The 21,617-nt window shown below is 33.3% G+C and carries 20 protein-coding genes; 16 read left to right on the top strand and 4 right to left on the bottom strand.

Annotation, left to right across the window (positions count from 1 at the left end; all coding sequences use genetic code 11):
• Positions 1-102: 102 nt before the first annotated feature.
• On the bottom strand, positions 103-1,434 hold the full coding sequence (locus tag IRZ83_RS04495; protein ID WP_194567076.1) for a DUF5723 family protein: 1,332 nt from the start codon (positions 1,432-1,434) through the stop codon (positions 103-105).
• Between the two features lie 287 nt (positions 1,435-1,721).
• Positions 1,722-2,798, bottom strand: a complete 1,077-nt coding sequence (prfA, locus tag IRZ83_RS04500; RefSeq protein ID WP_026981929.1) for a peptide chain release factor 1 — start codon at positions 2,796-2,798, stop codon at positions 1,722-1,724.
• 428 nt (positions 2,799-3,226) lie between these two features.
• Between prfA and IRZ83_RS04505 the strand changes: the two genes are divergently transcribed.
• From IRZ83_RS04505 to IRZ83_RS04535, 8 genes are all read left to right on the top strand, one after another.
• On the top strand, positions 3,227-3,877 hold the full coding sequence (locus tag IRZ83_RS04505) for a hypothetical protein (RefSeq protein ID WP_194567078.1): 651 nt from the start codon (positions 3,227-3,229) through the stop codon (positions 3,875-3,877).
• Between the two features lie 192 nt (positions 3,878-4,069).
• Positions 4,070-4,705: a hypothetical protein gene (locus IRZ83_RS04510; RefSeq protein ID WP_194567080.1), complete on the top strand. Its 636-nt coding sequence runs from the start codon at positions 4,070-4,072 to the stop codon at positions 4,703-4,705.
• Positions 4,706-4,884: 179 nt separating this feature from the next.
• Positions 4,885-5,979: a hypothetical protein gene (locus IRZ83_RS04515; RefSeq protein ID WP_194567082.1), complete on the top strand. Its 1,095-nt coding sequence runs from the start codon at positions 4,885-4,887 to the stop codon at positions 5,977-5,979.
• A 245-nt stretch (positions 5,980-6,224) separates the two neighbouring features.
• On the top strand, positions 6,225-6,347 hold the full coding sequence (locus IRZ83_RS19585) for a hypothetical protein (protein WP_255526404.1): 123 nt from the start codon (positions 6,225-6,227) through the stop codon (positions 6,345-6,347).
• Between the two features lie 43 nt (positions 6,348-6,390).
• A complete protein-coding gene (locus IRZ83_RS04520; protein ID WP_317174551.1) occupies positions 6,391-6,657 on the top strand; it encodes a hypothetical protein in 267 nt (88 codons plus the stop codon).
• An 85-nt stretch (positions 6,658-6,742) separates the two neighbouring features.
• On the top strand, positions 6,743-7,243 hold the full coding sequence (locus tag IRZ83_RS04525) for a DUF3859 domain-containing protein (RefSeq protein ID WP_194567084.1): 501 nt from the start codon (positions 6,743-6,745) through the stop codon (positions 7,241-7,243).
• Positions 7,244-7,324: 81 nt separating this feature from the next.
• Positions 7,325-7,882: a YdcF family protein gene (locus IRZ83_RS04530; RefSeq protein WP_194567086.1), complete on the top strand. Its 558-nt coding sequence runs from the start codon at positions 7,325-7,327 to the stop codon at positions 7,880-7,882.
• A gap of 255 nt (positions 7,883-8,137) precedes the next feature.
• Positions 8,138-8,695 (top strand): hypothetical protein, encoded by a 558-nt coding sequence (locus tag IRZ83_RS04535; protein WP_194567088.1) that lies wholly within the window; start codon positions 8,138-8,140, stop codon positions 8,693-8,695.
• A gap of 101 nt (positions 8,696-8,796) precedes the next feature.
• Here the strand turns inward: IRZ83_RS04535 and IRZ83_RS04540 are convergent, their stop codons facing one another.
• Positions 8,797-9,030, bottom strand: a complete 234-nt coding sequence (locus IRZ83_RS04540; protein WP_194567090.1) for a hypothetical protein — start codon at positions 9,028-9,030, stop codon at positions 8,797-8,799.
• A gap of 494 nt (positions 9,031-9,524) precedes the next feature.
• On the opposite strand from IRZ83_RS04540, the gene IRZ83_RS04545 reads away from it, so the two are divergent.
• The 6 genes from IRZ83_RS04545 (at position 9,525) to IRZ83_RS04570 (ending at position 16,764) form a co-directional block, all read left to right on the top strand.
• Positions 9,525-10,322 carry a PhzF family phenazine biosynthesis protein gene (locus IRZ83_RS04545; protein ID WP_194567092.1) on the top strand — a complete coding sequence of 266 codons (798 nt, stop codon included), beginning with the start codon at positions 9,525-9,527 and terminating at the stop codon, positions 10,320-10,322.
• Between the two features lie 43 nt (positions 10,323-10,365).
• Positions 10,366-11,475, top strand: coding sequence for an acyltransferase family protein (locus IRZ83_RS04550; protein ID WP_194567094.1), 1,110 nt, complete (start codon positions 10,366-10,368; stop codon positions 11,473-11,475).
• A 111-nt stretch (positions 11,476-11,586) separates the two neighbouring features.
• Positions 11,587-12,342 carry a helix-turn-helix domain-containing protein gene (locus tag IRZ83_RS04555; protein WP_194567096.1) on the top strand — a complete coding sequence of 252 codons (756 nt, stop codon included), beginning with the start codon at positions 11,587-11,589 and terminating at the stop codon, positions 12,340-12,342.
• A 60-nt stretch (positions 12,343-12,402) separates the two neighbouring features.
• On the top strand, positions 12,403-13,563 hold the full coding sequence (locus IRZ83_RS04560; protein WP_194567098.1) for an FAD-dependent oxidoreductase: 1,161 nt from the start codon (positions 12,403-12,405) through the stop codon (positions 13,561-13,563).
• 221 nt (positions 13,564-13,784) lie between these two features.
• Positions 13,785-16,088 (top strand): type IA DNA topoisomerase, encoded by a 2,304-nt coding sequence (locus IRZ83_RS04565; protein ID WP_194567100.1) that lies wholly within the window; start codon positions 13,785-13,787, stop codon positions 16,086-16,088.
• 199 nt (positions 16,089-16,287) lie between these two features.
• Positions 16,288-16,764, top strand: a complete 477-nt coding sequence (locus IRZ83_RS04570) for a DUF6265 family protein (protein ID WP_194567102.1) — start codon at positions 16,288-16,290, stop codon at positions 16,762-16,764.
• 37 nt (positions 16,765-16,801) lie between these two features.
• Here the strand turns inward: IRZ83_RS04570 and IRZ83_RS04575 are convergent, their stop codons facing one another.
• Complete coding sequence (locus IRZ83_RS04575) at positions 16,802-17,962, bottom strand: MFS transporter (RefSeq protein WP_029268830.1); 1,161 nt, start codon at positions 17,960-17,962, stop codon at positions 16,802-16,804.
• 288 nt (positions 17,963-18,250) lie between these two features.
• Here IRZ83_RS04575 and IRZ83_RS04580 point away from each other — a divergent pair, with 288 nt between their 5' ends.
• On the top strand, positions 18,251-18,976 hold the full coding sequence (locus tag IRZ83_RS04580; protein WP_194567103.1) for a DUF4198 domain-containing protein: 726 nt from the start codon (positions 18,251-18,253) through the stop codon (positions 18,974-18,976).
• A gap of 264 nt (positions 18,977-19,240) precedes the next feature.
• Positions 19,241-21,523 carry a TonB-dependent siderophore receptor gene (locus tag IRZ83_RS04585; RefSeq protein ID WP_194567104.1) on the top strand — a complete coding sequence of 761 codons (2,283 nt, stop codon included), beginning with the start codon at positions 19,241-19,243 and terminating at the stop codon, positions 21,521-21,523.
• The last annotated feature ends 94 nt before the right edge of the window (positions 21,524-21,617 follow it).

A 21,617-nucleotide genomic window follows, 5' to 3' on the forward strand; every position in this document is an offset into this window, starting at 1 on the left:
GAACCACAAAAGAGACTGTCTCACATTAGTGAAACAGTCTCTTTTCATTTAAATAATCTTACTAACCCAGTCACTAAGCTTCAGGATAGAAACTTAGTATTTCTAATTGTAATTTTGATAAATCGGAAGTTTTAATCCAACATACAAATTACAGGCTTTCGCATCATTTGAAAATAAATTAGAAATCAGTGAGCCAGAACCAATAAATATCGGACCCGCTCTAAAACCGGTTCCTACTTGAGTACCGCTGTATTCCATCCAGGTTACCGGAAGATAAAAACTAAACTGTCTTGTTTCATATCTTGGCGTAAACGAAACCGAATTGGCAATAGCGGTTGCATTTATTTTTTTCGCATCGACCAATCCGATATCTGTACTTAAATTCAAATAAAATCTATTATCAATATTCCAGTCAAAATTAGTGTGCAGGGCTGTTGGCAAATTCGCTTGAACTCCTTTTCTTGATGAAGTTTTGGTATAATGCGTATTAAAAAATTCGAAAATATCATCAGAACTGTCGATATCATCCTGCGTTACGCTTCCGGTTAGGTTATAGGTGTTTTCTATTGCATTTTTATAATTCAATTTTCCGATATCTGTTATAGAAACCGCTGCTTTCAATTTATATCGGTTTCCAATACACGTGTGGCAGTTTGTGCGGTATTCATACGTAAAACCCAAATCAACGCCTACTCCTGCAGAAGTCGCGTCAAACTCAGGATTTTTTCCGTTTTCATAATCATAACTTGCAGACGTTCTAAGCGTTCCTGTTGAGTAATATTGGCTCAAAGCTGGATTAGCATCATTTTTATTAAAAGCAATACTCAAATCGTTTCCGTTGATGTATCCATTGGTTCCTGCCATTAAATATTTTAAAGTAATACCGGCTTTTATAAAATGATCTTCGCGATCTAATAAAACAGTCGCATAGCTGGCGCCAATCTCAGCCCAAGAATTACTGACTGCATTCGGACTTCCGCCTGTAAATAAAAAACTCTTAGATCCGTCGATATCCTGATTTACCTGATTAACAAGTTCTCCGTTTACATCCATAACATTGGTTACGCTGCGAACTCTCGAAAAGAGTGCAATAGCATGAGTCGGTGCCAGATTCAGCATAAAAGACGGCCCTAAAATATCGACATTAAAATTTCCTCTATTATTAGATTTAATGTGTTTGTTTGCATCCGTCTGCAAATCATAACTTCCGTCTAAAAGTTCTGGAAAATTAAGACCGTACAAATCATTTTGTAGCGTCGCGCTTGCTGAAGCTACAGTAACATCGGCTTTGTATTTAGAATCTACAATCGCAGACGGGTTAAATAATACAGCCTGGATTCCAGCGTAATTATCATCTCTAAACCCAAAATACGATTGCCCGCGCGCATAAAAAAAGCTTCCAAAGAAGCAACATAATAATAAAGTTCTCTTCATAAATTTTAATTGGTTGGTTGGTTGATAAATTCTGTTACTAATAATAGAAAAGAACTTAACAACAAAAAAAGCAAAAAAAATACAACTTCCTAGAGATTTATTAGGATTTAATGTTAAAATGCTGATTTTTTTAAAATTCTTAAGAAGGTTCTTGCATTTTTTCAAGATACTATTTAGAAACTCAGGAATGAATTGGCCATAAAAAAAGCCGAACAAAAGTTCGGCTTTACTATTATATAAAGTTTAAGAGGTCTACTATCTAAAATTCTAAGAAGTCTAAAAAAAAATTAGAAAACTTCAGATGCCTCTTTCAATTTCTCCATATTGTTAACCAATTGAAGCTCGGCAACAATTTTCTGAATATCACCATTCATGATGTTTCCTAAATCGTAAAGAGTCAAACCAACTCTATGATCAGTTACACGACCTTGAGCGTAGTTATAGGTACGAATTTTAGCAGAACGGTCACCAGAACTTACCTGAGAGGTACGTTTTGTAGCATCTTCCGCTTCTTTCTTTGCCAATTCTTGTTCGTATAAACGAGAACGCAAAACGTTCAACGCTTTATCTTTATTTTTATGCTGTGATTTCTGATCCTGACATTGCGCCACTAATCCGGTTGGAATGTGCGTTAAACGTACTGCAGATTTTGTTGTATTTACCGATTGTCCTCCAGGTCCTGATGAACAGAAGAAATCTACACGAACATCATTCATATCGATTTGAACATCAAACTCTTCTGCTTCTGGTAAAACCATAACAGTTGCTGCAGATGTATGGACACGACCTTGCGTTTCTGTCTGAGGAACACGTTGTACACGGTGCACACCCGCTTCAAACTTCAAAGTACCGTAAACATCCTCTCCCGAAACCTCAAAAATAACCTCTTTGAAACCTCCAGAAGTACCTTCGTTCATATCGACAACCGAAGTTCTCCAACCTTGATTTTCGCAATATTTAGTATACATTCTGAATAAATCACCAGCAAAAATACTAGCCTCGTCCCCACCCGTTCCGGCGCGAATCTCAACCATAACATTTTTAGCATCTTCAGGATCTTTAGGAATCAACATAAATTTAATTTCTTCCTCAAGTTCCGGCAATCTTTCTTTTGCTTCGTCTAATTGCATTTTGGCCATTTCGGTCATATCTGCATCACTTCCATCTGCAATAATTTCGTTTGCCTCATCTATATTAGCCATCAAAAGCACATATTCATCACGCTTTTCAGCCAATGCTTTTAAGTTTTTGTACTCTTGATTCAATTGCACATAACGTTTCTGATCAGAAATAACATCCGGCTGGATAATCAAATCTGAAATCTCATCAAAACGTTGTTTTACTATTTGAAGTCTATCTAACATTTTATAATTCCTTTTATTGGAGTGCAAAATTACAAAAAAAAGTAATCAGTTCACAGTTTCAAGTAATCAGATTACGATTATGATAATTTGTGGGAGTTTTGGTGGTTTTTAAGGGAGCTTAATGGTGCTATTCGTTACACACGAGCGATAGCGAACTGACGAAGTAATCTTTTATGCCGAACACCGGCACAAAAAGATTTTCACTTCTATCTGGGCTAGGGATTTCTAAGTTTTAATTTTATGGATTTCCGTAAAATTATTGAATAAAAGGGATTTACTTTTGGTAAAAATTATTTAAATAACTGATAATTAATATTATCATTAAAATCAGGTATTTTTACTTGGTGGTTAATTTGAAATAAAGACGATGTTTGTTTTATTTTAAAATTAAAAACAAATAATTAATAGGATCGAAATCAGAAAATAAAATGGAAATTTCAGAACTAACATTAAAACTAATTTTACTCTTAATTCCTGGAAGTCTAGCTTGTATTATATACGAAAGACTAACTATTCATAAACAATGGACTTCATTTAAATTTATAACGAATTCTATCCTATTTGGTGCAATTAGTTATTTGATTACAGAGGTAATTTTTAATATATACAAATCTGATGAAAGTTTTAAATTATTTTGGGATAATCTACCAACAAAAGATATTCCATATGGGGTAATCTTGAGGTCTTCAATAATTTCTATTATTGTTGGTTTTATTTCAACTGGTATCGATAATTATAAATTAATTAATAAATTTGGTAAACTCATACATTTAACCAACAAATATGGTGACGAAAATTTATTTTCTTATTTCTTAAATGCCAGGGAAGTTGATGAAGTTTATGTTAGAGATATTGAGAATAAATTAACTTATCATGGATTTGTAAATTCATTTTCCGAAACTGATGAAATAAAAGAACTCGTTTTATTAGACGTAGTAGTTTATGACTATGAAACCTCAAAAGAGCTATATTCTTTAGATAAAATATATTTATCTAAATCCAAAGAAAACTTAATAATTGAATTACCATATAAAACAAAACAAAATGGCACAGAAACAGGAAAAACCGAGACCACTTAACGAAGGTCAATCAAAAGGAAATACTAGAATTACACCAACAATTAGTCGTCAGGCTCCGCCACCCCCACCGCCTAAACCTAAACAATAAAACTAATTTCAATTAATTGGGGTGGATTAAAAATACATATTTATAATATAAGCTGTTTATAATTGAATCAAAGAAACAGTAATAACTAAAGTAAATAAATTAAAATGTATATTAAAAATAAAAGATCGACTACTCTATTTAAAGAACAAACACTTTCAACCTATCTTAGTAATATTGAATTAACCTTAAAAAATAAAATAGATAGATATACTGATTTCACGTTAATTAATTTGAATGTTGAAAACGAAAGTGAAAAGCTTATTAAAGAATTACAATTATTTGTTCCAAAACTAATTAAGGAAAGTACAACCACCTCAATTAAAAAAGAAAGCATTGATGGTCGTCAATTACCGTCGGGTTCATACTTTACACCTGGTAAATTAATTGAAATTGAAATTGCCAATTACAATATTCCCACTTCGGGAAATAATGATTTTTTTAAGTGTGCACCTAATGGGTTTCAAGCAATGGAAATAAATGTTGAATTAAATATTCACGATATCAATATTCAACTTACTAATTATTCAATTATATCGGGTAACGATGAAGCTATTGAAGGCTTGAAAAATCTTTTGTTAAAATACATAGAGATAATTGAAAAATATCTTTTAACAATAAAAACTGAAACAGAAGAATTCATACCAAAAATGAAAGAAAATCTAGTTAAGAATTTAACTAGAAAAAAAGAAAACGCCATTTTGAAAGACGAAAGTAACGATAAATTGAATCCGTTTAAATAAGCAACTACCCACAGCAGTTACTACAAAGAACTTTGATAATTGACTTTAGAAATTAGTTTTGTAGTTGGTATGACTCGGCAATCCAAAAACTGGTTTAATTTAGTACAAACACGCTGTAGCATCACAACATTCGCAACAATTATAACCAGATTACAGCCAAAACAATTAAGAAAAAAGATATGACTGTTAGAAAAATTATTGAATTAATTGATTTCATTGAGTTAATTATTGGAAAGGAAAATTTTTCATCATTATTGCAAGACTATATTGTAACAATTGAAAATAATACCAGTAATCTCGTTTTATTAAAAGAAATAACTGACAAGACAATATCAGATTATCAAATTTTGATAGAAAATGACATTCCTGATTTACTCGATAAAGTTTTAGTTAATAAGATAATACCCTTTACAAAAGATAACTTTTTATTGCAACTTATAGATTTAAAAAAAATTAATTATTCTGAACCTTCAACATATTATAATGTCTTAAATCCAATTCTTATTAATCTTCAAGCCAGAATTAATGAGAACATAACTGAATTAAATAAAATAAAAACAATTATTCAACCATTCTTATCTAAAGATTATTCAGAAATTCAAAATGAAAAAAATGCGATTTTTGCAATTATATTTAATGAAGAAAGTACATATAATAATTTAAAGTTATTATCTTATGAACTTAAAAATTGGGATCGCTGTTTACATATCTATCAACAAATAGTTTCTGATGAAACTCCTAAAGCTTTTGAGATTATTGAAGTAGATCAGGGTTCAATTGAAGTTGTTATAAATTTAGTATTTGAAGTTGGAGCAAAATTATTAGAACTATTCAAGACAGGTTTTGAAGTTTATGGGGCATATTTAGCTTATAAAACAATAATTCACGAAAATCTCGTTAAAACATTTAATGGTAATCAAGCTTTAATGAAAATGGAAGAAGAGCGGGAAAAATTAATGCTTGGAAACATACGTGAAGTAGTTAGAAAAGAATTAAAAACACAAGCTAAAAAAGGAAAAAAGCACGAAGCCTTAGAAAAGAAAATTGAAGAAGTTACCAAATTAGTAACTGAACATATTATTAAAGGAAATAGTGTAAAGCTACTTTCAGCACCTAAAGATAAAGAAGAAGAAATATTCCCTAAAGAAAATGAAAAGCAAAAAATATTTATGGCAAATAAAATTAATTATAATAAATTAGAAGAATCTGACAAACAGCTTCTATTAAAAGAATATACAACTACACCGCCAGATGAAAGTTATGAAAAAGAATAACCCGCTCTCCAAAGTGTTCTCACGAAAAGCTACGCAAACGTCTCTGACTTTGCGTATTTTTTTTACATTTAAAAAAACTGCAACCCGATTGCGGATTTTCAATCCGTACCTACAACAAATGAGATACAATATAAATATTTAAAGTAAAAAAGCTACAAAGATCATGTAGCTTTTTTATATTTATAAAAAATTAATCTTTGCGGGCAAGGATTGCAAATCCGCGCTATCGGAGTCGCTCTAAAATCATGGATAATATAAACCAAATGAATTTTAACAATCAAGAATTTATTTCTGAATTTGGATATAAAATTTTCTTACCAGAAAACTGGGCTGAATATAGGATGAAAAAAACACAAATGCTTTTTTAACACTATAGAATGGACAGGAAATCTAAGAATATCTTCAATTCAAATTGATCAAAAAAAAGGTGATGAATTATTAGAATCTGAAATGAAAAGTTTTGAAGGACGAGCAGAAAAGCTTAAAACCCAAAACGGATTTAATGGCATAAAATATTCCGATGAAGATGAACAAAATTTCATTACCTACTGGCTTTTAATTGTGAACGACAAAATGTTTATTTGTTCATTCACAATAAACATTACAGAAAAAGAAACTCAAAAAAGCAAACTAGAATTAGTCAAAGTCAATAAAATAATAGATTCATTACAGCCATAATAAAAAAATAGTAATCTTTGCGGGCACGGATTGCAAATCTGCGCTATCGAACTAAATGTCTTAATTCAAAACCAGCCCAATACAAATGAAAATTATTTACACTTTACTTTCGTTCTTTGTTTTACAAACTATTTTTTCGCAAGCTGCTATTAAATCTAAAAGTTATGGAACTTTAGAACTTAAAGAACTTGACTACGGCTTGGCAAAAGTCGAAGATGGCACAACGGAACAAGTTAACACCACTCCAACAGGCACTCATGGATGGCTAAAAGATTTTGTCATAATCAAAAATACGGATTCGATTAAGGCTGTAAAAAAAGCAAATTTTGGAGTGGTTTATATGGTAAAAGCCAAAGACACTGTTAATCTGGCGATCGACATTGAATGGATTTATCCAGAAAAAGTAACAAACAATAAAGGAGAAAAATTTAAAAGTATAAAATATACCACTCAAAGACCAACAAATATTCCTTCTGCTTCTTCATACAGCTTAGACGAACCTTATGAGTTAATTAAAGGAAAATGGGAAATGAACCTTTATATCGAAAATAAACGTGTCTACAGCAAGACATTTATTTTGTACTAACAGATTTTGATTCATTAATGTAAGGTATCTTACTTAACGAAATCTATCAAAATACCTAGATCACTAATTACCAATCATTTCATGAACTGGAAACGAACATTTAAAATACTCCTAACCCTATTTTTAATTTGGTTTATTGGTCACACCGTATTTATAACCGTTGATGGTTTGAGCGATAACGGAAAAAATGCAGATGTTGCGGTTATTCTTGGCAACAAAGTAAACGAAGACGGAACACTCTCAGAACGTCTTAAAAAGCGCTTAGAATGCGGACTCGGTTTATACCAAAATCACCGCATAAAAAAAATAATAGTAAGCGGCGGTTTAGGCAAAGAAGGCTTTTATGAAGGAAATAAAATGAGAGATTTTTTAGTGGCAAATAAAGTCCCTGATTCGTTAATTATTGTCGACAACTTCGGAAATAATACCCGCGCAACAGTAGATAATACAATGAAACTAAAAGATAGTCTGCACTTTAAAAGCATTATTGTCGTATCGCAATATTTTCATGTAACGAGAACAAAAATGTTATTTAAGAAACAAGGTTTTCAGAATGTGAGCAGTGTAAGTCCAAATTATTTTGAAATTAAAGATGTATATTCGATTATCAGAGAATTTGCAGGGTATTATACACAGTAATTTAAATAGCGCGGATTGGCAATCCATATTATCGAAACACAAAAATTATTAAACAGATATTATGGAAAAAATATACTTTAACTTTTTATTGCTTTTTATTCCCTTTTCTTGCTTTTGTCAGCAAAAACAAATTAATCCTTCGAACAAAAAGCTACAAAAATCATGTAGCTTTTTGTTTACATTTACCAGCAAAACAAACTTTGAAGGCATAGATTACAAATCCGGGCTATCGGAAATCCTATAATTAATAGTTAAATGAAACTAGAAGACCATCCATTTTTCAAAAAATATAGAGTTCTTAAATATATATTATTAGCTCATCTAGCATTTTCGCTTTTTATTTTTGTTTCACATTTAGTGCATGGCATTACAGACAGAGATATTTTAAGACCTTTTGAAATAACTTTTGAAAATTATAAAGCATTTCACGATCCTCAAAAATACCTCAAAAAAGAGTTTTTTGTGGTAGATACCGCTTTTATTGCCACAGAAACATCTTCGAGTCAGGGAAAATCTACTTTTAAAGATATTACAGTAATTAGAGGCAATCTATTGAATTCAACAAAGAAGCAAGAATTAATATATAGAGGATTCAATGGAAATTTCTTTAATGATAACAACATTTTTAACGAAAATATAAAAACCATTAAAGTGTGGAGAAACATTATTAATGATGAAGTTTTTTTAGGAAACGAACAGGAGTTTGAAAGGAAAAAAGATAGTGCTACTGGACTTATATACTTTTATTTTTCACTTATTCCACTTATTATAATTCTACTAATTTTAAAAAAGAAATCAGAAAAACAAGCCTGATGTATCCCCCGTGAGCTTGAGCGCCCCGCCCGCGCATGCAATGAAATATGACACAACAATAAAAAACAACTACCAGAGTTATCCTTTCGTTAGCGATAAAATCATTCCACATCCAAATAAGGATTTAAAACTTCGGCCAATTTATTCAGCCAATAAAAACTATTTTCCAGATTTGCTCTATTGTTTTGAAGGGTTTCATGTTCTCTCATGACTCCTAAAGAAACGATATAATTGAGCTGTCTTATTGCCTTTGCCATTACTTCCGGCTCAACAGATTTATTAAAAAAATCAATTAGTTTCTTTTCGGTTTCTTTTGAAAGAGTGTTTATGCTCATAATTCTAAATTTTGAAATATTAATTTCCTTTTTTCATGGCAACGAAATTATAAATAAGCGATTAGTTATATGTGATCGTATACGCCTGATTGTATACAACTGATGCCTTGTTTATGATTGACGAAAATCTTCATTTTTTTGTCATCCTGAGGAACGAAGGATCACACTAGAAATTCGACAAAGATTGGCATTCGCCGTTTTTCAAAAACCACAATTTTTGAATTGCTTTGTCGAAATACTTTGCGTAGTTTCTTGTGTGATCCTTCCTCCGTCAGGATGACAAATATTGTGTTGAGAATTTTTTTGCCGAGTTTCTTGTGTGGTCCTTCGTTCCTCAGGATGACAAATGTTTCGTTTTGAATTGCGTTTTGCGTTACTTTGCTGTAATTGTACTTTGTTCAGGATTGCAAAACCAAATAGCGGAGGCTTTCCTTACTTGCCTACAAAAATCATCAAAACAAAAAGCTTATATTGCATTGCATAAAACTTAAAAAATGAAAACGTACTTTGTAGACTCCTTTACGAATGAAAAATTTAAAGGAAATCCGGCTGCTGTCTGTTTACCCGACACAGAACTTGATAGTAAAACGATGCAAAGCATTGCAACAGAAATTGGCTTTTCTGAAACTGCTTTTATAAAACAAATCTCAGATAACGTTTACAGCATTCGTTTTTTTTCTCCAAAGACCGAAATTCCGTTATGCGGGCATGCTACACTGGCTTCGTCTAAAATCATTTTCAATACGACTTCATTTCAAACTATAAAATTCATCAACTGCAATAATGTTGAATTACGTATTGAAAAAGAAGGCGATAAAATCAAAATGCAATTTCCTGTTTACGAAACAGAAGAAATTGAAGTCCCTCAAAATATGCTGAAAGCACTTGGAATTGCTGAAATTGAAGATCAAAGATACAGCCCAAATAATAAAATCATTTTAATCGAAATTAAGAGTGCAGTTGAACTCGCTAATTTAAAACCAGATTTTACAGCATTGCTGAATTCGCACGCAGGAATTAGCGGAGTGCTTGTAACTGCTGTTTCAAACCATGAAAATTTCGATTTTCATTACCGTTATTTTTGGCCATGGGCCGGAACGAATGAAGATCCGGTAACAGGCGGTATTCAAACCTTTTTGACAAAATATTGGGCTAAAAAATTGAATAAAACAAAATTCAGAGCGTTTCAGTCTTCATTACGAACAGGAACAATGAGTACGGAACTTGTAGATGAAAAAGTTTTTATTTTAGGAGAAGCTGTAATTGTTTTGGAAGGGGAATTTGTTTTATAAATATTTTTGGTCTGAAAAACCATTTAAAAATAGAAAGACTTCTATGAACATCCAAAAACTAAAAATTCAACCTGACGAAACCATAAATATCGAACCAATAAAACCAAAACAGCATTTTGAAATTCTCGACGGTTTAAGAGGAATCGCTGCTTTAGCGATTGTTGTTTTTCATTTTATGGAAATCGTTTTTACGCCAGACAAAAATTTTATTGCTCATGGATTTTTAGCCGTTGACTTTTTCTTTTGCCTTTCTGGATTTGTCATTGCGTATGCGTATCACGACCGTATTGCCAAAATGAAACTTACCGATTTTTTTAATTTAAGATTAATCAGATTGCATCCTTTGGTTATTTTTGGCTCGGTTTTGGGTTTGCTGGCTTTTCTTTTTGATCCTTTTGGCGGACATGCTCAAACGTACGAAACTGGCAAAATACATTTGGTATTTTTGAGTTCTATTCTCTTGATTCCGTTTCCGGTAATGGCAGATCGTTATTTCAATTTGTTTGGCTTAAATGCGCCTGCTTGGTCTTTGTTTTGGGAATATGCTGCTAATATTCTATACGCAGTTTTTCTTTACAAATTAAGCCGTCGTTCCCTATTTTTATTAACTTTTTTTGCTGCAGTCGGAATTTGTTTTGTCAGCAATCGTGCGGGCGGTTCGTTATTGGGCGGTTGGAGCGGTGAAACCTTTTGGGATGGCGGAGCGCGAATTGCTTATTCTTTTTTAGCCGGAATGCTGCTTTACCGTTCTAATTGGATAATTAAATCTCAACTTGGGTTTATAGGCTTATCTGTTTTATTGCTCCTAGCCTTTTTACTTCCTTTTTCAAATTTGAATTGGCTGACAGAACCTGTAGTCGTTTTGCTCTATTTTCCATTATTAATTGCATTAGGAGCCGGAGCAAAATTAAGCAGCGGATTCAGAAAAATATGCGTCTTTTTCGGAAAAATATCATACCCGTTATACATGACGCATTATGCCGTCATGTGGATGTTTGCGAACTATTACGCAAAGTACAAACCAGATGCAAATCAACTGTTTTTTATTATAACTTTAGGCACAATTATCCTGCTTGGTTTTGCTTATTTAACCATGATTTTTTATGATATTCCAATTCGAAAATATTTAACAGAAAGAAAAAAGAAAGCTTAATTTTATAAATTCACGCTTAATCTTGTCATCCCAAGCAACGAGGGATGACATACAATGGGTATAATTAAAATCAATAAAAAACTGCTCTTTGTGGTAAAATCTACAACAACAATGAAAAACGACTTCCATTACAGATTCATCGTGCCAGAAAAACCACTGGCTGACTTTGTAGAAAACATTGGAATGTTTCAGAATCTGTCAGATAAACCTAAAGAAGTTGTATTAATGCCTGACGGAAGAATTGATTTGTTTTTTCTGCAATCTGAAACAGCAGCTTTTCATGTCACCTTAATCGGATTAGAAACAGTTCCAGAACAACGCGCTATTCCGCCACACACTATTGCCTTCAAAGTCAGTTTTAAACCTTTGGGAGTTGAATATATTTTACAGACTTCTATTGCCGACATAGTAAACAGCGCAAAAAATCTCTCAACAGATTTTTGGAATGTCAATGTCAATGATTTAAAAGATTTTGATGCCTTTCATCAAAAAATAATCTTAAAACTAAGCGAACTTTTACCAAGCAAAATCGACGAAAGAAAACGCCAGCTTTTTGATTTAATTTACGCTTCAAACGGCGAAATCAAAGTACAGGAGCTTTCTGAAAAAATAGCTTGGAGCAGTCGAGAAATCAACCGTTATTTCAATAAGAAATTCGGACTTTCATTAAATGCTTTTTGCAAAATTCTACGTTTCAAAGCGTCTTTAGAACATATTGCTCAAGGCCGACTTTTTCCAGAATTAAACTTCGCAGATCAAAATCATTTCATCAAGGAAATCAAAAAATTCTCTGGCGTTGTACCGAGCGAACTGCTAAAAAATAAGGATGACCGATTTATACTATTATCCGTTCTAAAAGAGCAATAATTTTGTCCCGATCCAAAGCTAAAAAGCTGACCGGATAAAATTAAATCTAAAAAAAACGGAATGTTACTAGAAAATAAACAAGTTGCCATTGTAGGCGGCGGTCCCGGCGGACTTACACTAGCCCGACTTTTACAATTACAAAACGTAAATGTAAAAGTATACGAAAGAGATTTGGATAAAAACGCAAGAGTACAAGGTTCGCCATTAGATTTGCATGACGAATCAGGTTTGGCAGCGATTCGCAAAGCCAATTTATTTAATGAATTTAAAAACAACTTTATGCCGGGTGCTGATAAAACCTTGATTTTAGACGAACAGGCAAAAATATTTTACAGCGACCACGAAACAAATCTTGAAGAAGATTTTGACAATGAATATTTTCGTCCTGAAATTGACCGCGGTGTATTGCGAAAAATTTTACTGGAATCCTTAAAACCCGAAACGATCATCTGGGACAGTCATTTTATTTCGATGGAAAAACAAAATGGAGGCTGGTTATTGCATTTCAAAAACGGCTCATCAGTTTATGCAGATATTGTCATTGGTTCTGACGGTGCCAATTCGAAAATTCGTCCCTACATTACTGATATCAAACCATTTTATTCAGGCATAACAATGCTGGAAGGCAATATTTATGAATCTAAAAAAGCGGCACCGCATATCGATTCGCTGCTAAATGGCGGAAAAATAATGGCTTTTGGAAATGAGAAAAATATCTTGTTGGGACAAAAAGGAGACGGCGCTTTGGGCTTCTACGCCAGCTTTAAAGCCGATGAAAATTGGGCGCAGAACAGCGGTTTAGATTTTTCTGACAAATCTCAAATAGTAGAATGGTTTAAAAAAGTATATCCAGAATGGAGCAGTAGTTGGTATGAACTTTTCGAAAATGTTTCTGCAGCGTATATTCCGCGTCCTATTTATTGCATGCCTTTAGATCAAAACTGGGAAACGCTTTCTAATACAACTATAATTGGAGATGCTGCACACGTTATGCCTCCTTTTGCCGGCGAAGGTGCTAATATGGCGATGCTGGATGCTTTAGAACTGAGTGAATGTCTGACTTCTAATACCTATAATACAATTCAGGAAGCCATTTGTAATTATGAAAATAATATGCGTGAAAGAGCTTCAAAAGCAGCACAGGAATCACTTGAAAATGGTGAGAAAATGCATTCTAAAGATGCATTAGAAACAATGTTGGCGTTTTTTAGCAGAGAATAAATAATAAAAGAAAAACTTTGCGCTTTTGCGAGATTATTTTTGCTTTAATCACAATGCACAATTTTCTCGCAAAGTCGCCAAGACGCTAAGTTTAAAATTAATAAGGAAAAACTTTGCGCTTTTGCATGAGCCCAAATAAACCTTTGTCCCTTTGTCCCTAAAAACCTTTGTCCCTTTTCTTATAAAAAATTCCTAATTTCGCCTTTAAATCAAAATAAGAAATGAAGGTCTGTATTGCCGAAAAACCAAGTGTAGCACGTGAAATCGCATCCGTTTTGGGTGCCAATACCAAACACGATGGCTATTACGAAGGAAACGGTTATGCCGTAACATATACTTTTGGACATTTATGTACCCTGAAAGAACCGAACGATTACAAACCACATTGGAAAAGCTGGGATTTAAATAATCTGCCTATGCTTCCTGAAAAGTTTGAGACAAAAGTGGTTCAAAATTCAGGAATTCAAAAGCAATTTAAAATTGTAAAAAGCCTATTCGACAAAGCCGAAGTCGTTATAAACTGCGGGGATGCCGGACAAGAAGGAGAATTGATTCAGCGTTGGGTGATGAATGAGGCGAATTATAAGGGCGAAGTACAGCGCTTATGGATTTCATCTCTAACTACCGAAGCCATAAAGGAAGGTTTTGAAAACTTAAAACCATCGACTAATTACGATAATCTCTTTTACGCCGGATTTTCGAGAGCGATTGGCGACTGGCTATTGGGCATGAATGCCACACGTTTGTATACCGTAAAACACGGCGGTTACAAACAAGTATTGTCTATCGGACGCGTGCAGACCCCAACATTAGCAATGGTTGTGGACCGTTTTAAAGAAATTGAAAATTTTAAGCCCCAACCCTATTGGGAATTACAGACTTTATATAGAGAAACACTTTTTAGTTATGAAGAAGGCCGTTTTTTAAATAAAGAAGATGGAGAAGTTTTAGCGAACAAAGTCAAAGAAAGCGATTTCGAAATTGTTTCAATTGATAAAAAAAACGGAAACGAATTTGCGCCAAAACTTTTTGATTTAACTGGCCTGCAAGTATATTGCAATACAAAATTTGGATTTTCGGCAGATGAAACGCTTAAAATTGCGCAATCGCTGTACGAGCAAAAAGTGGTAACGTATCCTAGAGTTGATACGACTTTTTTGCCAAATGATATTTATCCGAAAGTACCTGGAATTTTGCAAAAACTGACGAAGTATGCAGCTTTGACGCAGCCCGTTTTAGAAAAGAAGATTAAAAAATCACCAAAAATTTTTAACGATAAAAAAGTTACGGATCACCACGCTATTATTCCAACCGGAATCGAAAGCAATTTACCGTACAATCAGCAACAGGTTTATGATATTATTGTAAAACGTTTTATTGCCGTTTTTTATGACGATTGTTTGGTTGCAAATACAACAGTAATTGGAAAAGCTGACGATGTAATGTTTAAAGCAACGGGAAAAGAAATTCTAAAAAAAGGATTTCGAGTTGTATTTGAAGATCCAAATGCCAAAGAAAAAGAAGCTGATTTATTGCCAAGTTTTGTTGTTGGAGAAAAAGGTCCGCATGAACCTTCATTCTTAGAAAAAGAAACCAAACCACCAAATCAGTTTACAGAGGCAACTCTGCTACGCGCCATGGAAACCGCGGGAAAACAAGTAGACGATGAAGACTTGCGCGAATTGATGAAAGAAAACGGAATTGGACGTCCATCAACACGCGCGAATATTATCGAAACGCTTTTTAAACGCCAATATATTGTTCGAAATAAAAAGCAGGTTTTGCCAACTCCAACGGGAATTCAGCTGATTGATACGATTCAGAATGAACTGATCAAATCGGCAGAACTTACAGGTTCCTGGGAAAAACAGCTAAAAGATATTGAAAAAGGTACTTTTACAGCCGGTGCGTTCATAAAAAACATGAAACGCATGGTAGAAGCTTTGGTAACAGAAGTTAGAAGTGAAACCCGACACGCCAATATTTCGCACGCTGCAACGATTCAAAAGCCAATCGTAAAAGCGGAGAAAAAGAAAGCTGCCGGAATTTTGGCAGAAACGTGTCCGAAATGTAAAAAAGGAAATCTGATAAAAGGAAAATCGGCTTTTGGATGCAGTGAATATAAAGCCGGTTGCGACTTTGTACTCCCGTATGTTTTTGCCGATAAAAAAATTACAGAAAGTCAATATTTAAGATTGGTTCAAAAAGGATCAACAGTAAACATAAAAGGTTTTAAAACCGATTCTGGAACTGTTGAAGGTTTAATTCGTTTTGAAGAAAATTATAAACTCAAATTAGAACCAAAGAAAACCGCAGTAAAACCAGCTCCGGCCACAACATCAGATTCTTTAACTTGCCCTAAGTGCAAAAAAGGAACTGTTATGAAAGGAAAAACTGCTTATGGTTGTGGCGATTATAAATTAGGCTGTGATTTTAAAGTCACTTTTGATGATGTCAGGGCAAAACTTAAAGATCAAAAACCAACTAAAGAACTGGTGTATTCTATTTTACAGGAAAGCGTTTAATTTTTTGGTTTAAGAATCAATGTGATTTTTTTTCACGCAGATTTAAAAAGATTTAAGCAGATTTACGCTGATTATAATCAAAATTAAAATCTGTCTAAATCAGCAGCATGTGGTGGGAAAAATAAAAAATTAGCGTAATTACTGGCTAACTTTTTTTTCATACTTTAGTACTTCAGTTTAACATCAAAAAACCAAAAATATGTTTCAGAAAATAACTCTTTTAGCACTTGTATTGGCATTTGTTTCTTGTCAAAAAAAGGAATCTACAGAAAAAGATAAAATCAAAATAGCCGACTGGCTAATCGGAAATTGGGAAAATAAGTCAGATGATGGCGTACTTACCGAAAACTGGGAAAAAGTAAACGACAGTACTTTTAGTGCGACTTCGTATTTTATAAAATCAAAAGACACTTTGCATTTCGAAAAAATAACTTTGTCTCAGCACGGCGAAATGCTAATGTACAGCGCAACTGTAAACGGACAAAACAATGACAAAGCAATCGATTTTCCATCTACTACAGAAACCGCAAACAAATTGGTTTTTGAAAATCCGTCACACGATTATCCTCAAAAAATAACGTATACAAAAGGGGCAAATAATACTCTAACAGCTGAAGTGTCTGGGAATTTGCAAGGAAAAGTGACTAAGGAGAAGTTTGTTATGACGAAGAAGTAGATTATAGTATCTTAGCTTCTTAACAAGTTCAAAAAAATCACTCATTCTCCCCGATCTTATTCACCATAAAAATCATCAGAATTCCTAAAATTGCCATAATTAAGAATGCCCATTTCATACTTAAATATTCAGAAATAAAACCAACCATTGGCGGCACCAATAAAAATCCTAAATAACCAATAGTTGATATCGATGTTAACGCAGAACCACTGCTTAATTTTGAAGATCTTCCTGCAATACTAAACACTAGTGGAACCACGCAGGAAACCCCAAAACCAATTAAAACGTAACCAAAAATCGTTGGATAAGCATACGGCAGGATAAAACAAATGCCAAAACCAACAGTAATTAATATGCCGCTGTAAAGAAGAATTTTTTTAGTTCCAAATTTCATTACACCATAATCTCCAACCAGACGTCCTAAGGTTACAGCCGTTGCAAAAAATACAAATGCAGCACTAGTTAACTTTGGCGAAGCATGCAGTATATTTTTAAAATAAATACCGCTCCAATCGTACATTGTATTTTCGCAAGCCATAGAAACAAAGCAAATCAGGGCAAATTTGATCAAGTTTTTTTCGGGCATCGAAAAGAATTTCTTTTTAACTGGTGTTGGTTCATTATGAATACTTAATGGATAAAAACAAGCTGTAAGCGCCATCATAAAAACACTTACTCCCAATAAATGATGAGATGGTGCAATACGTTGTGTCACCATTACATACCCTAAACCTGCTCCTGAGAAAACAGCAATACTCCAAACCGCATGAAAACGGGTTATAATAGATTTTGAATATAATTTTTGAACCTCGAGCGATTGTGCATTAATCGATAAATTGAAAATATTTCGAGAAGCTCCAAAGATTAAAAGTACAATTACAAGCTGCCATACAAAAGCAACTAAACCAGGCAACGATAGAACAATATTAAACATAATAGCACCCAACAGCATAATATAACGACTGCTGTACTTATTTAATAATCTTCCTGTAAAAGGCATTGTCAACATCAAGCCAATTGGAAATGCGAATAAAACAGCTCCAAATTCGGCTTCAGACAAATGCAATTGTGCTTGTATGTGCGGAATTCTCGAAACCCATGAAGAATATCCGAATCCGGACAGGAAAAAAAACACAGTATTTGCTATTCGGAAACCTCTTGGTGTATTTTGAATTCTTTTAAAGAAAGGTAAAATCATGAAGCCAATTTTTCAGATTGCAAATTTATGGTTTTTAAACCCAATTTTTAGCCTTTTAATTTTTTGTCTCATTTAATCAGAAACAGATTTTCAAGCAAATAGATAAATATCAGCACTTTATGCAAGAAGACTTTTATTAGAAACTTTCAGCCCAGTTTTAATTCAGAAAAATTAATTTCGCATTAAATGCGTTTCTCAAAGAAATATTGGTTTTTTATTTTTAATTATTCTAAATAAGGCTTAAGTTTGCAAAAACAATCTCAATTTATTCAACTTAAACTTCATATTATGAAATCTAAAACTTTAAAAAAACTAGCATTTTTACTTTTAATGTTAGTTGCAACTCCACAACTATTTGCTCACGCCCTCTGGATAGAAACTAAAGCAACAGGAACAAAAGGAAAAGCACAGGAAATTTCAGTTTATTTTGGAGAATTTTCAGAGAATGATATTACGAAAGCGGACAAATGGTTTTCAGATTTAAAAGATTTTTCTTTGGTCGTAATCACTCCATCAAAAAAAGAAATCAAACTTACAGCAAAGTCTTTAGAGAATAAATACCAATCTTTTTTTACACCAGATGAAGATGGTGTTTATACAATAATTATGCATCACAAAGTAAAAGATGTTTACGGAACTATGGTTTTAGATTATAATTCTAGTGCTACCGTTACAGTTGGCAATGCGGCAAAAGGAAATGAAGCTGTAGCTAACTCAAACATTATTAGTTTATTTTCTAAAGATGTTTTAGCGGCGAAACAAAATACAAAAATTAGTGTAAATGCCTTGTATGATGGCAAAATCGCTAAAGAGCAAAAAATGAAAGTAATTGCTCCAAACGGATGGGAAAAAGAATTATGGAGTAACGAGAATGGGGAGGTTTCATTTACGCCAATCTGGCCCGGAAATTATATGGTTGAATTCGCGTATACAGAGAAATCATCTGGAGAACACAATGGCAAAAAATATGATGAAATCTGGAAAATGGCTACCTACCTGATTTCAGTAAAATAGTAATACCCTTTATTTAATACAATTGTTTAGTTAAAAAAAACCTTGTTCTTGAGCAAGGTTTTTTTATGGCAAAAGTTTAAAATTTAACATTCCTAGATTAAAAAAAACAAACAATAACGATATTTTTCTTACTAATTAAAAAATCAAAAAACTATTAATCAAACTGTTACATTATCAATAATAATTAATCTAAATAAACTTTGTTAAAAAGAATACAGCTATTTATCTTTGCGCCATTATTTTTAATTATTCTTAATAAACGATATGAAATACATTTTACTCATCTCAGTAGCACTTTTAAGTTTTACTTCATACAGTCAGGAATATTCAAGTACAGATAACGGAATTTCTATAAATGATACCGTAAAAAATAAAAAAGGAGAAACTCTTAACGAAGTTTTAATTACAGCGAATAAGCCTAAAAAACCAATTGAAGCCGCACGTTCAGGAATAAAAGTGATGGACTTGCCACAAAGCGTTCAAATAATTGGAAGCGAAGTAATAGAACAGCAACAAGCCATCAGATTAAGTGAAGTTGTAAAGAACTTAAACGGTGTTTATGTAGGATCTGCTCGTGGTGGTGCGCAGGAATCCTTCTTTTCGAGAGGATATGATATGTCGGCAAACAATATGTTTAAAAATGGTTTTCGTTATAACGCGGGTTCAATACCAGAAGTTTCATCTTTAGAAAAAGTTGAATTCTTAAAAGGAGGTTCAGCTTTACTATACGGAAATGTGGCACCGGGCGGCATTATGAATTTGGTTACCAAAACACCAAAATTTACAAGCGGTGGAGAAATCTCTATGCAAATGGGAAGCTACAATTATTACAAACCTTCTATTGACTTTTACGGACCTTTAAATAAATCGATAGCATATCGATTTACAGGATCTTATGAAAACTCAGAAAGCTTTAGGGATTTCGTGAAAAACGAACGTATTTACATCAACCCTTCGTTTCTTTTTCATATCTCAGATAAAACTCAAATTACATTACAAGGAGATTATTTAAGCGCAGACTGGACGCCGGATTTTGGTACGGGAATCTATGGAAAAACAATTTTAGACTTGCCTCGCAACGAATTCTTCGGAGCGCTTTGGTCGACAGCAAACACTAAATCTTCTAGTGCGTCTTTATTGTTTAATCACGATTTTAATAAAAACTGGAAATTAAATTTCAACTCTTCTTATCAATCTTACAGAAGAACACAAACCTCTACAGCGCAATTAAGTACAATTGAAGCCAATGGAAACTGGAAACGCGGTTTAACAAAATCTGATGGTGCCGAACAAATTTTTGGTGACCAGTTAAGTTTGCAGGGAACTTTCAATACAGGAAGCATCAAACATCAAATTTTTACCGGAGCTGATTACGAAAATTCGATGGCTCCTAGTTATACGTATGGTTTTTATGCAACACCAACTGGTACAACTGCCATTACGACCGAAGCTACAGCAATAAATCTTTATACTTACGATTACAGTACACAAAGTCGTGTTATACCTTACCCAACAAGAGCAACGCAATTGGCTACTACCAATACACAACGTTTTGGCGCTTATGCTCAGGATTTAATTTCGGTTACAAAACATATTAAAGTTTTAGCCGGATTGCGTTGGTCATGGCAGGAAAGTTACGTTACAACTTCTAAAGAAGTAGTTACAAAAGGTGTTATTACAACTCCGCTTGAAAATGCTCAAGCCGTAGAAGGAGCTAAAACCGTAAACAAAGCTTTTTCTCCTAAAGCAGGATTGGTTGTACAGCCAACTAAAGATTTATCATTGTTTGCAAGTTACTCCAACTCTTTTACCCCAAATACGGGAACTACAGCAGATTTAAAACCTTTAGATCCTTCGATTATTGATCAATATGAAGTGGGTATTAAAAAAGATTTCTGGAAAGGTTTGTTGAGTACAAACGTAACTGTTTATCAAATAACGAATAACAATTTAGCGCAGACTGCACAATTTTTAGCAGATGGAGTTACGCAAAATGCTAATACTGCTATAAAGGAATTGGTAGGAGCTACAAAAGGAAAAGGGGTCGAAATAGACATTACGGCTACACCTGTTGAAGGATTGAATATTATGGCCGGTTATAGTTTTAATGAAACTAAAGTATCTAAATCATCCGGAACAAACGGAAGTCTTGTTGTTGGAGATGTATTGGCAAGAACTCCAAAAAACACTGCCAACTTAAGCTTTTTCTATAAATTACAAAACGGATTCTTTAAAGGGGTAACTTTTGGAGCTATCGGAAATTATGTTGGAGATCGTACAGGAGGTTGGAATGATGATTATTTATGGACTGCTGTTGTGCCTGCAACCAATCCGCCAACTTATACGGTAACTATTAGAGATCGCGATATTCCGTTGGAAGGTTATGTTACCGTAGATGCTTCTCTTGGGTATGAATGGAAAAAATTCTCAATCTTATGCAGATTATCAAACATTACAAATGAGCTGAATTATACCGTTCACGAAAATTATAGCGTGAATCCAATTGCGCCTCGTCAAGTCATGACAAGTTTGAGATATAAATTTTAAAATTTGAATTATATTTTTTTTTATTCCAAAGCTTTCTGCATTTCATTTTTGAAAAATAAAAGGAGTTTTGGTTTTAAATTCAAAAACCTCATTT

The sequence above is a fragment of the Flavobacterium sp. JLP genome, from assembly GCF_015350755.1.
Taxonomy (GTDB): domain Bacteria; phylum Bacteroidota; class Bacteroidia; order Flavobacteriales; family Flavobacteriaceae; genus Flavobacterium.

What these genes read in the sequence shown, in the direction of transcription:
- IRZ83_RS04560 (WP_194567098.1), top strand. Translation starts at nt 12,403, where the DNA reads ATGTTACTAGAAAATAAACAAGTTGCCATTGTAGGCGGCGGTCCCGGC.
- IRZ83_RS04530 (WP_194567086.1), top strand. Translation starts at nt 7,325, where the DNA reads ATGAACTGGAAACGAACATTTAAAATACTCCTAACCCTATTTTTAATT.
- IRZ83_RS04505 (WP_194567078.1), top strand. Translation starts at nt 3,227, where the DNA reads ATGGAAATTTCAGAACTAACATTAAAACTAATTTTACTCTTAATTCCT.
- IRZ83_RS04585 (WP_194567104.1), top strand. Translation starts at nt 19,241, where the DNA reads ATGAAATACATTTTACTCATCTCAGTAGCACTTTTAAGTTTTACTTCA.
- IRZ83_RS04515 (WP_194567082.1), top strand. Translation starts at nt 4,885, where the DNA reads ATGACTGTTAGAAAAATTATTGAATTAATTGATTTCATTGAGTTAATT.
- IRZ83_RS04540 (WP_194567090.1), bottom strand. Translation starts at nt 9,030, where the DNA reads ATGAGCATAAACACTCTTTCAAAAGAAACCGAAAAGAAACTAATTGAT.
- IRZ83_RS04565 (WP_194567100.1), top strand. Translation starts at nt 13,785, where the DNA reads ATGAAGGTCTGTATTGCCGAAAAACCAAGTGTAGCACGTGAAATCGCA.
- IRZ83_RS04535 (WP_194567088.1), top strand. Translation starts at nt 8,138, where the DNA reads ATGAAACTAGAAGACCATCCATTTTTCAAAAAATATAGAGTTCTTAAA.
- prfA (WP_026981929.1), bottom strand. Translation starts at nt 2,798, where the DNA reads ATGTTAGATAGACTTCAAATAGTAAAACAACGTTTTGATGAGATTTCA.
- IRZ83_RS04555 (WP_194567096.1), top strand. Translation starts at nt 11,587, where the DNA reads ATGAAAAACGACTTCCATTACAGATTCATCGTGCCAGAAAAACCACTG.
- IRZ83_RS04575 (WP_029268830.1), bottom strand. Translation starts at nt 17,962, where the DNA reads ATGATTTTACCTTTCTTTAAAAGAATTCAAAATACACCAAGAGGTTTC.
- IRZ83_RS04545 (WP_194567092.1), top strand. Translation starts at nt 9,525, where the DNA reads ATGAAAACGTACTTTGTAGACTCCTTTACGAATGAAAAATTTAAAGGA.
- IRZ83_RS04495 (WP_194567076.1), bottom strand. Translation starts at nt 1,434, where the DNA reads ATGAAGAGAACTTTATTATTATGTTGCTTCTTTGGAAGCTTTTTTTAT.
- IRZ83_RS04570 (WP_194567102.1), top strand. Translation starts at nt 16,288, where the DNA reads ATGTTTCAGAAAATAACTCTTTTAGCACTTGTATTGGCATTTGTTTCT.
- IRZ83_RS04510 (WP_194567080.1), top strand. Translation starts at nt 4,070, where the DNA reads ATGTATATTAAAAATAAAAGATCGACTACTCTATTTAAAGAACAAACA.
- IRZ83_RS19585 (WP_255526404.1), top strand. Translation starts at nt 6,225, where the DNA reads ATGGATAATATAAACCAAATGAATTTTAACAATCAAGAATTTATTTCT.
- IRZ83_RS04525 (WP_194567084.1), top strand. Translation starts at nt 6,743, where the DNA reads ATGAAAATTATTTACACTTTACTTTCGTTCTTTGTTTTACAAACTATT.
- IRZ83_RS04550 (WP_194567094.1), top strand. Translation starts at nt 10,366, where the DNA reads ATGAACATCCAAAAACTAAAAATTCAACCTGACGAAACCATAAATATC.
- IRZ83_RS04580 (WP_194567103.1), top strand. Translation starts at nt 18,251, where the DNA reads ATGAAATCTAAAACTTTAAAAAAACTAGCATTTTTACTTTTAATGTTA.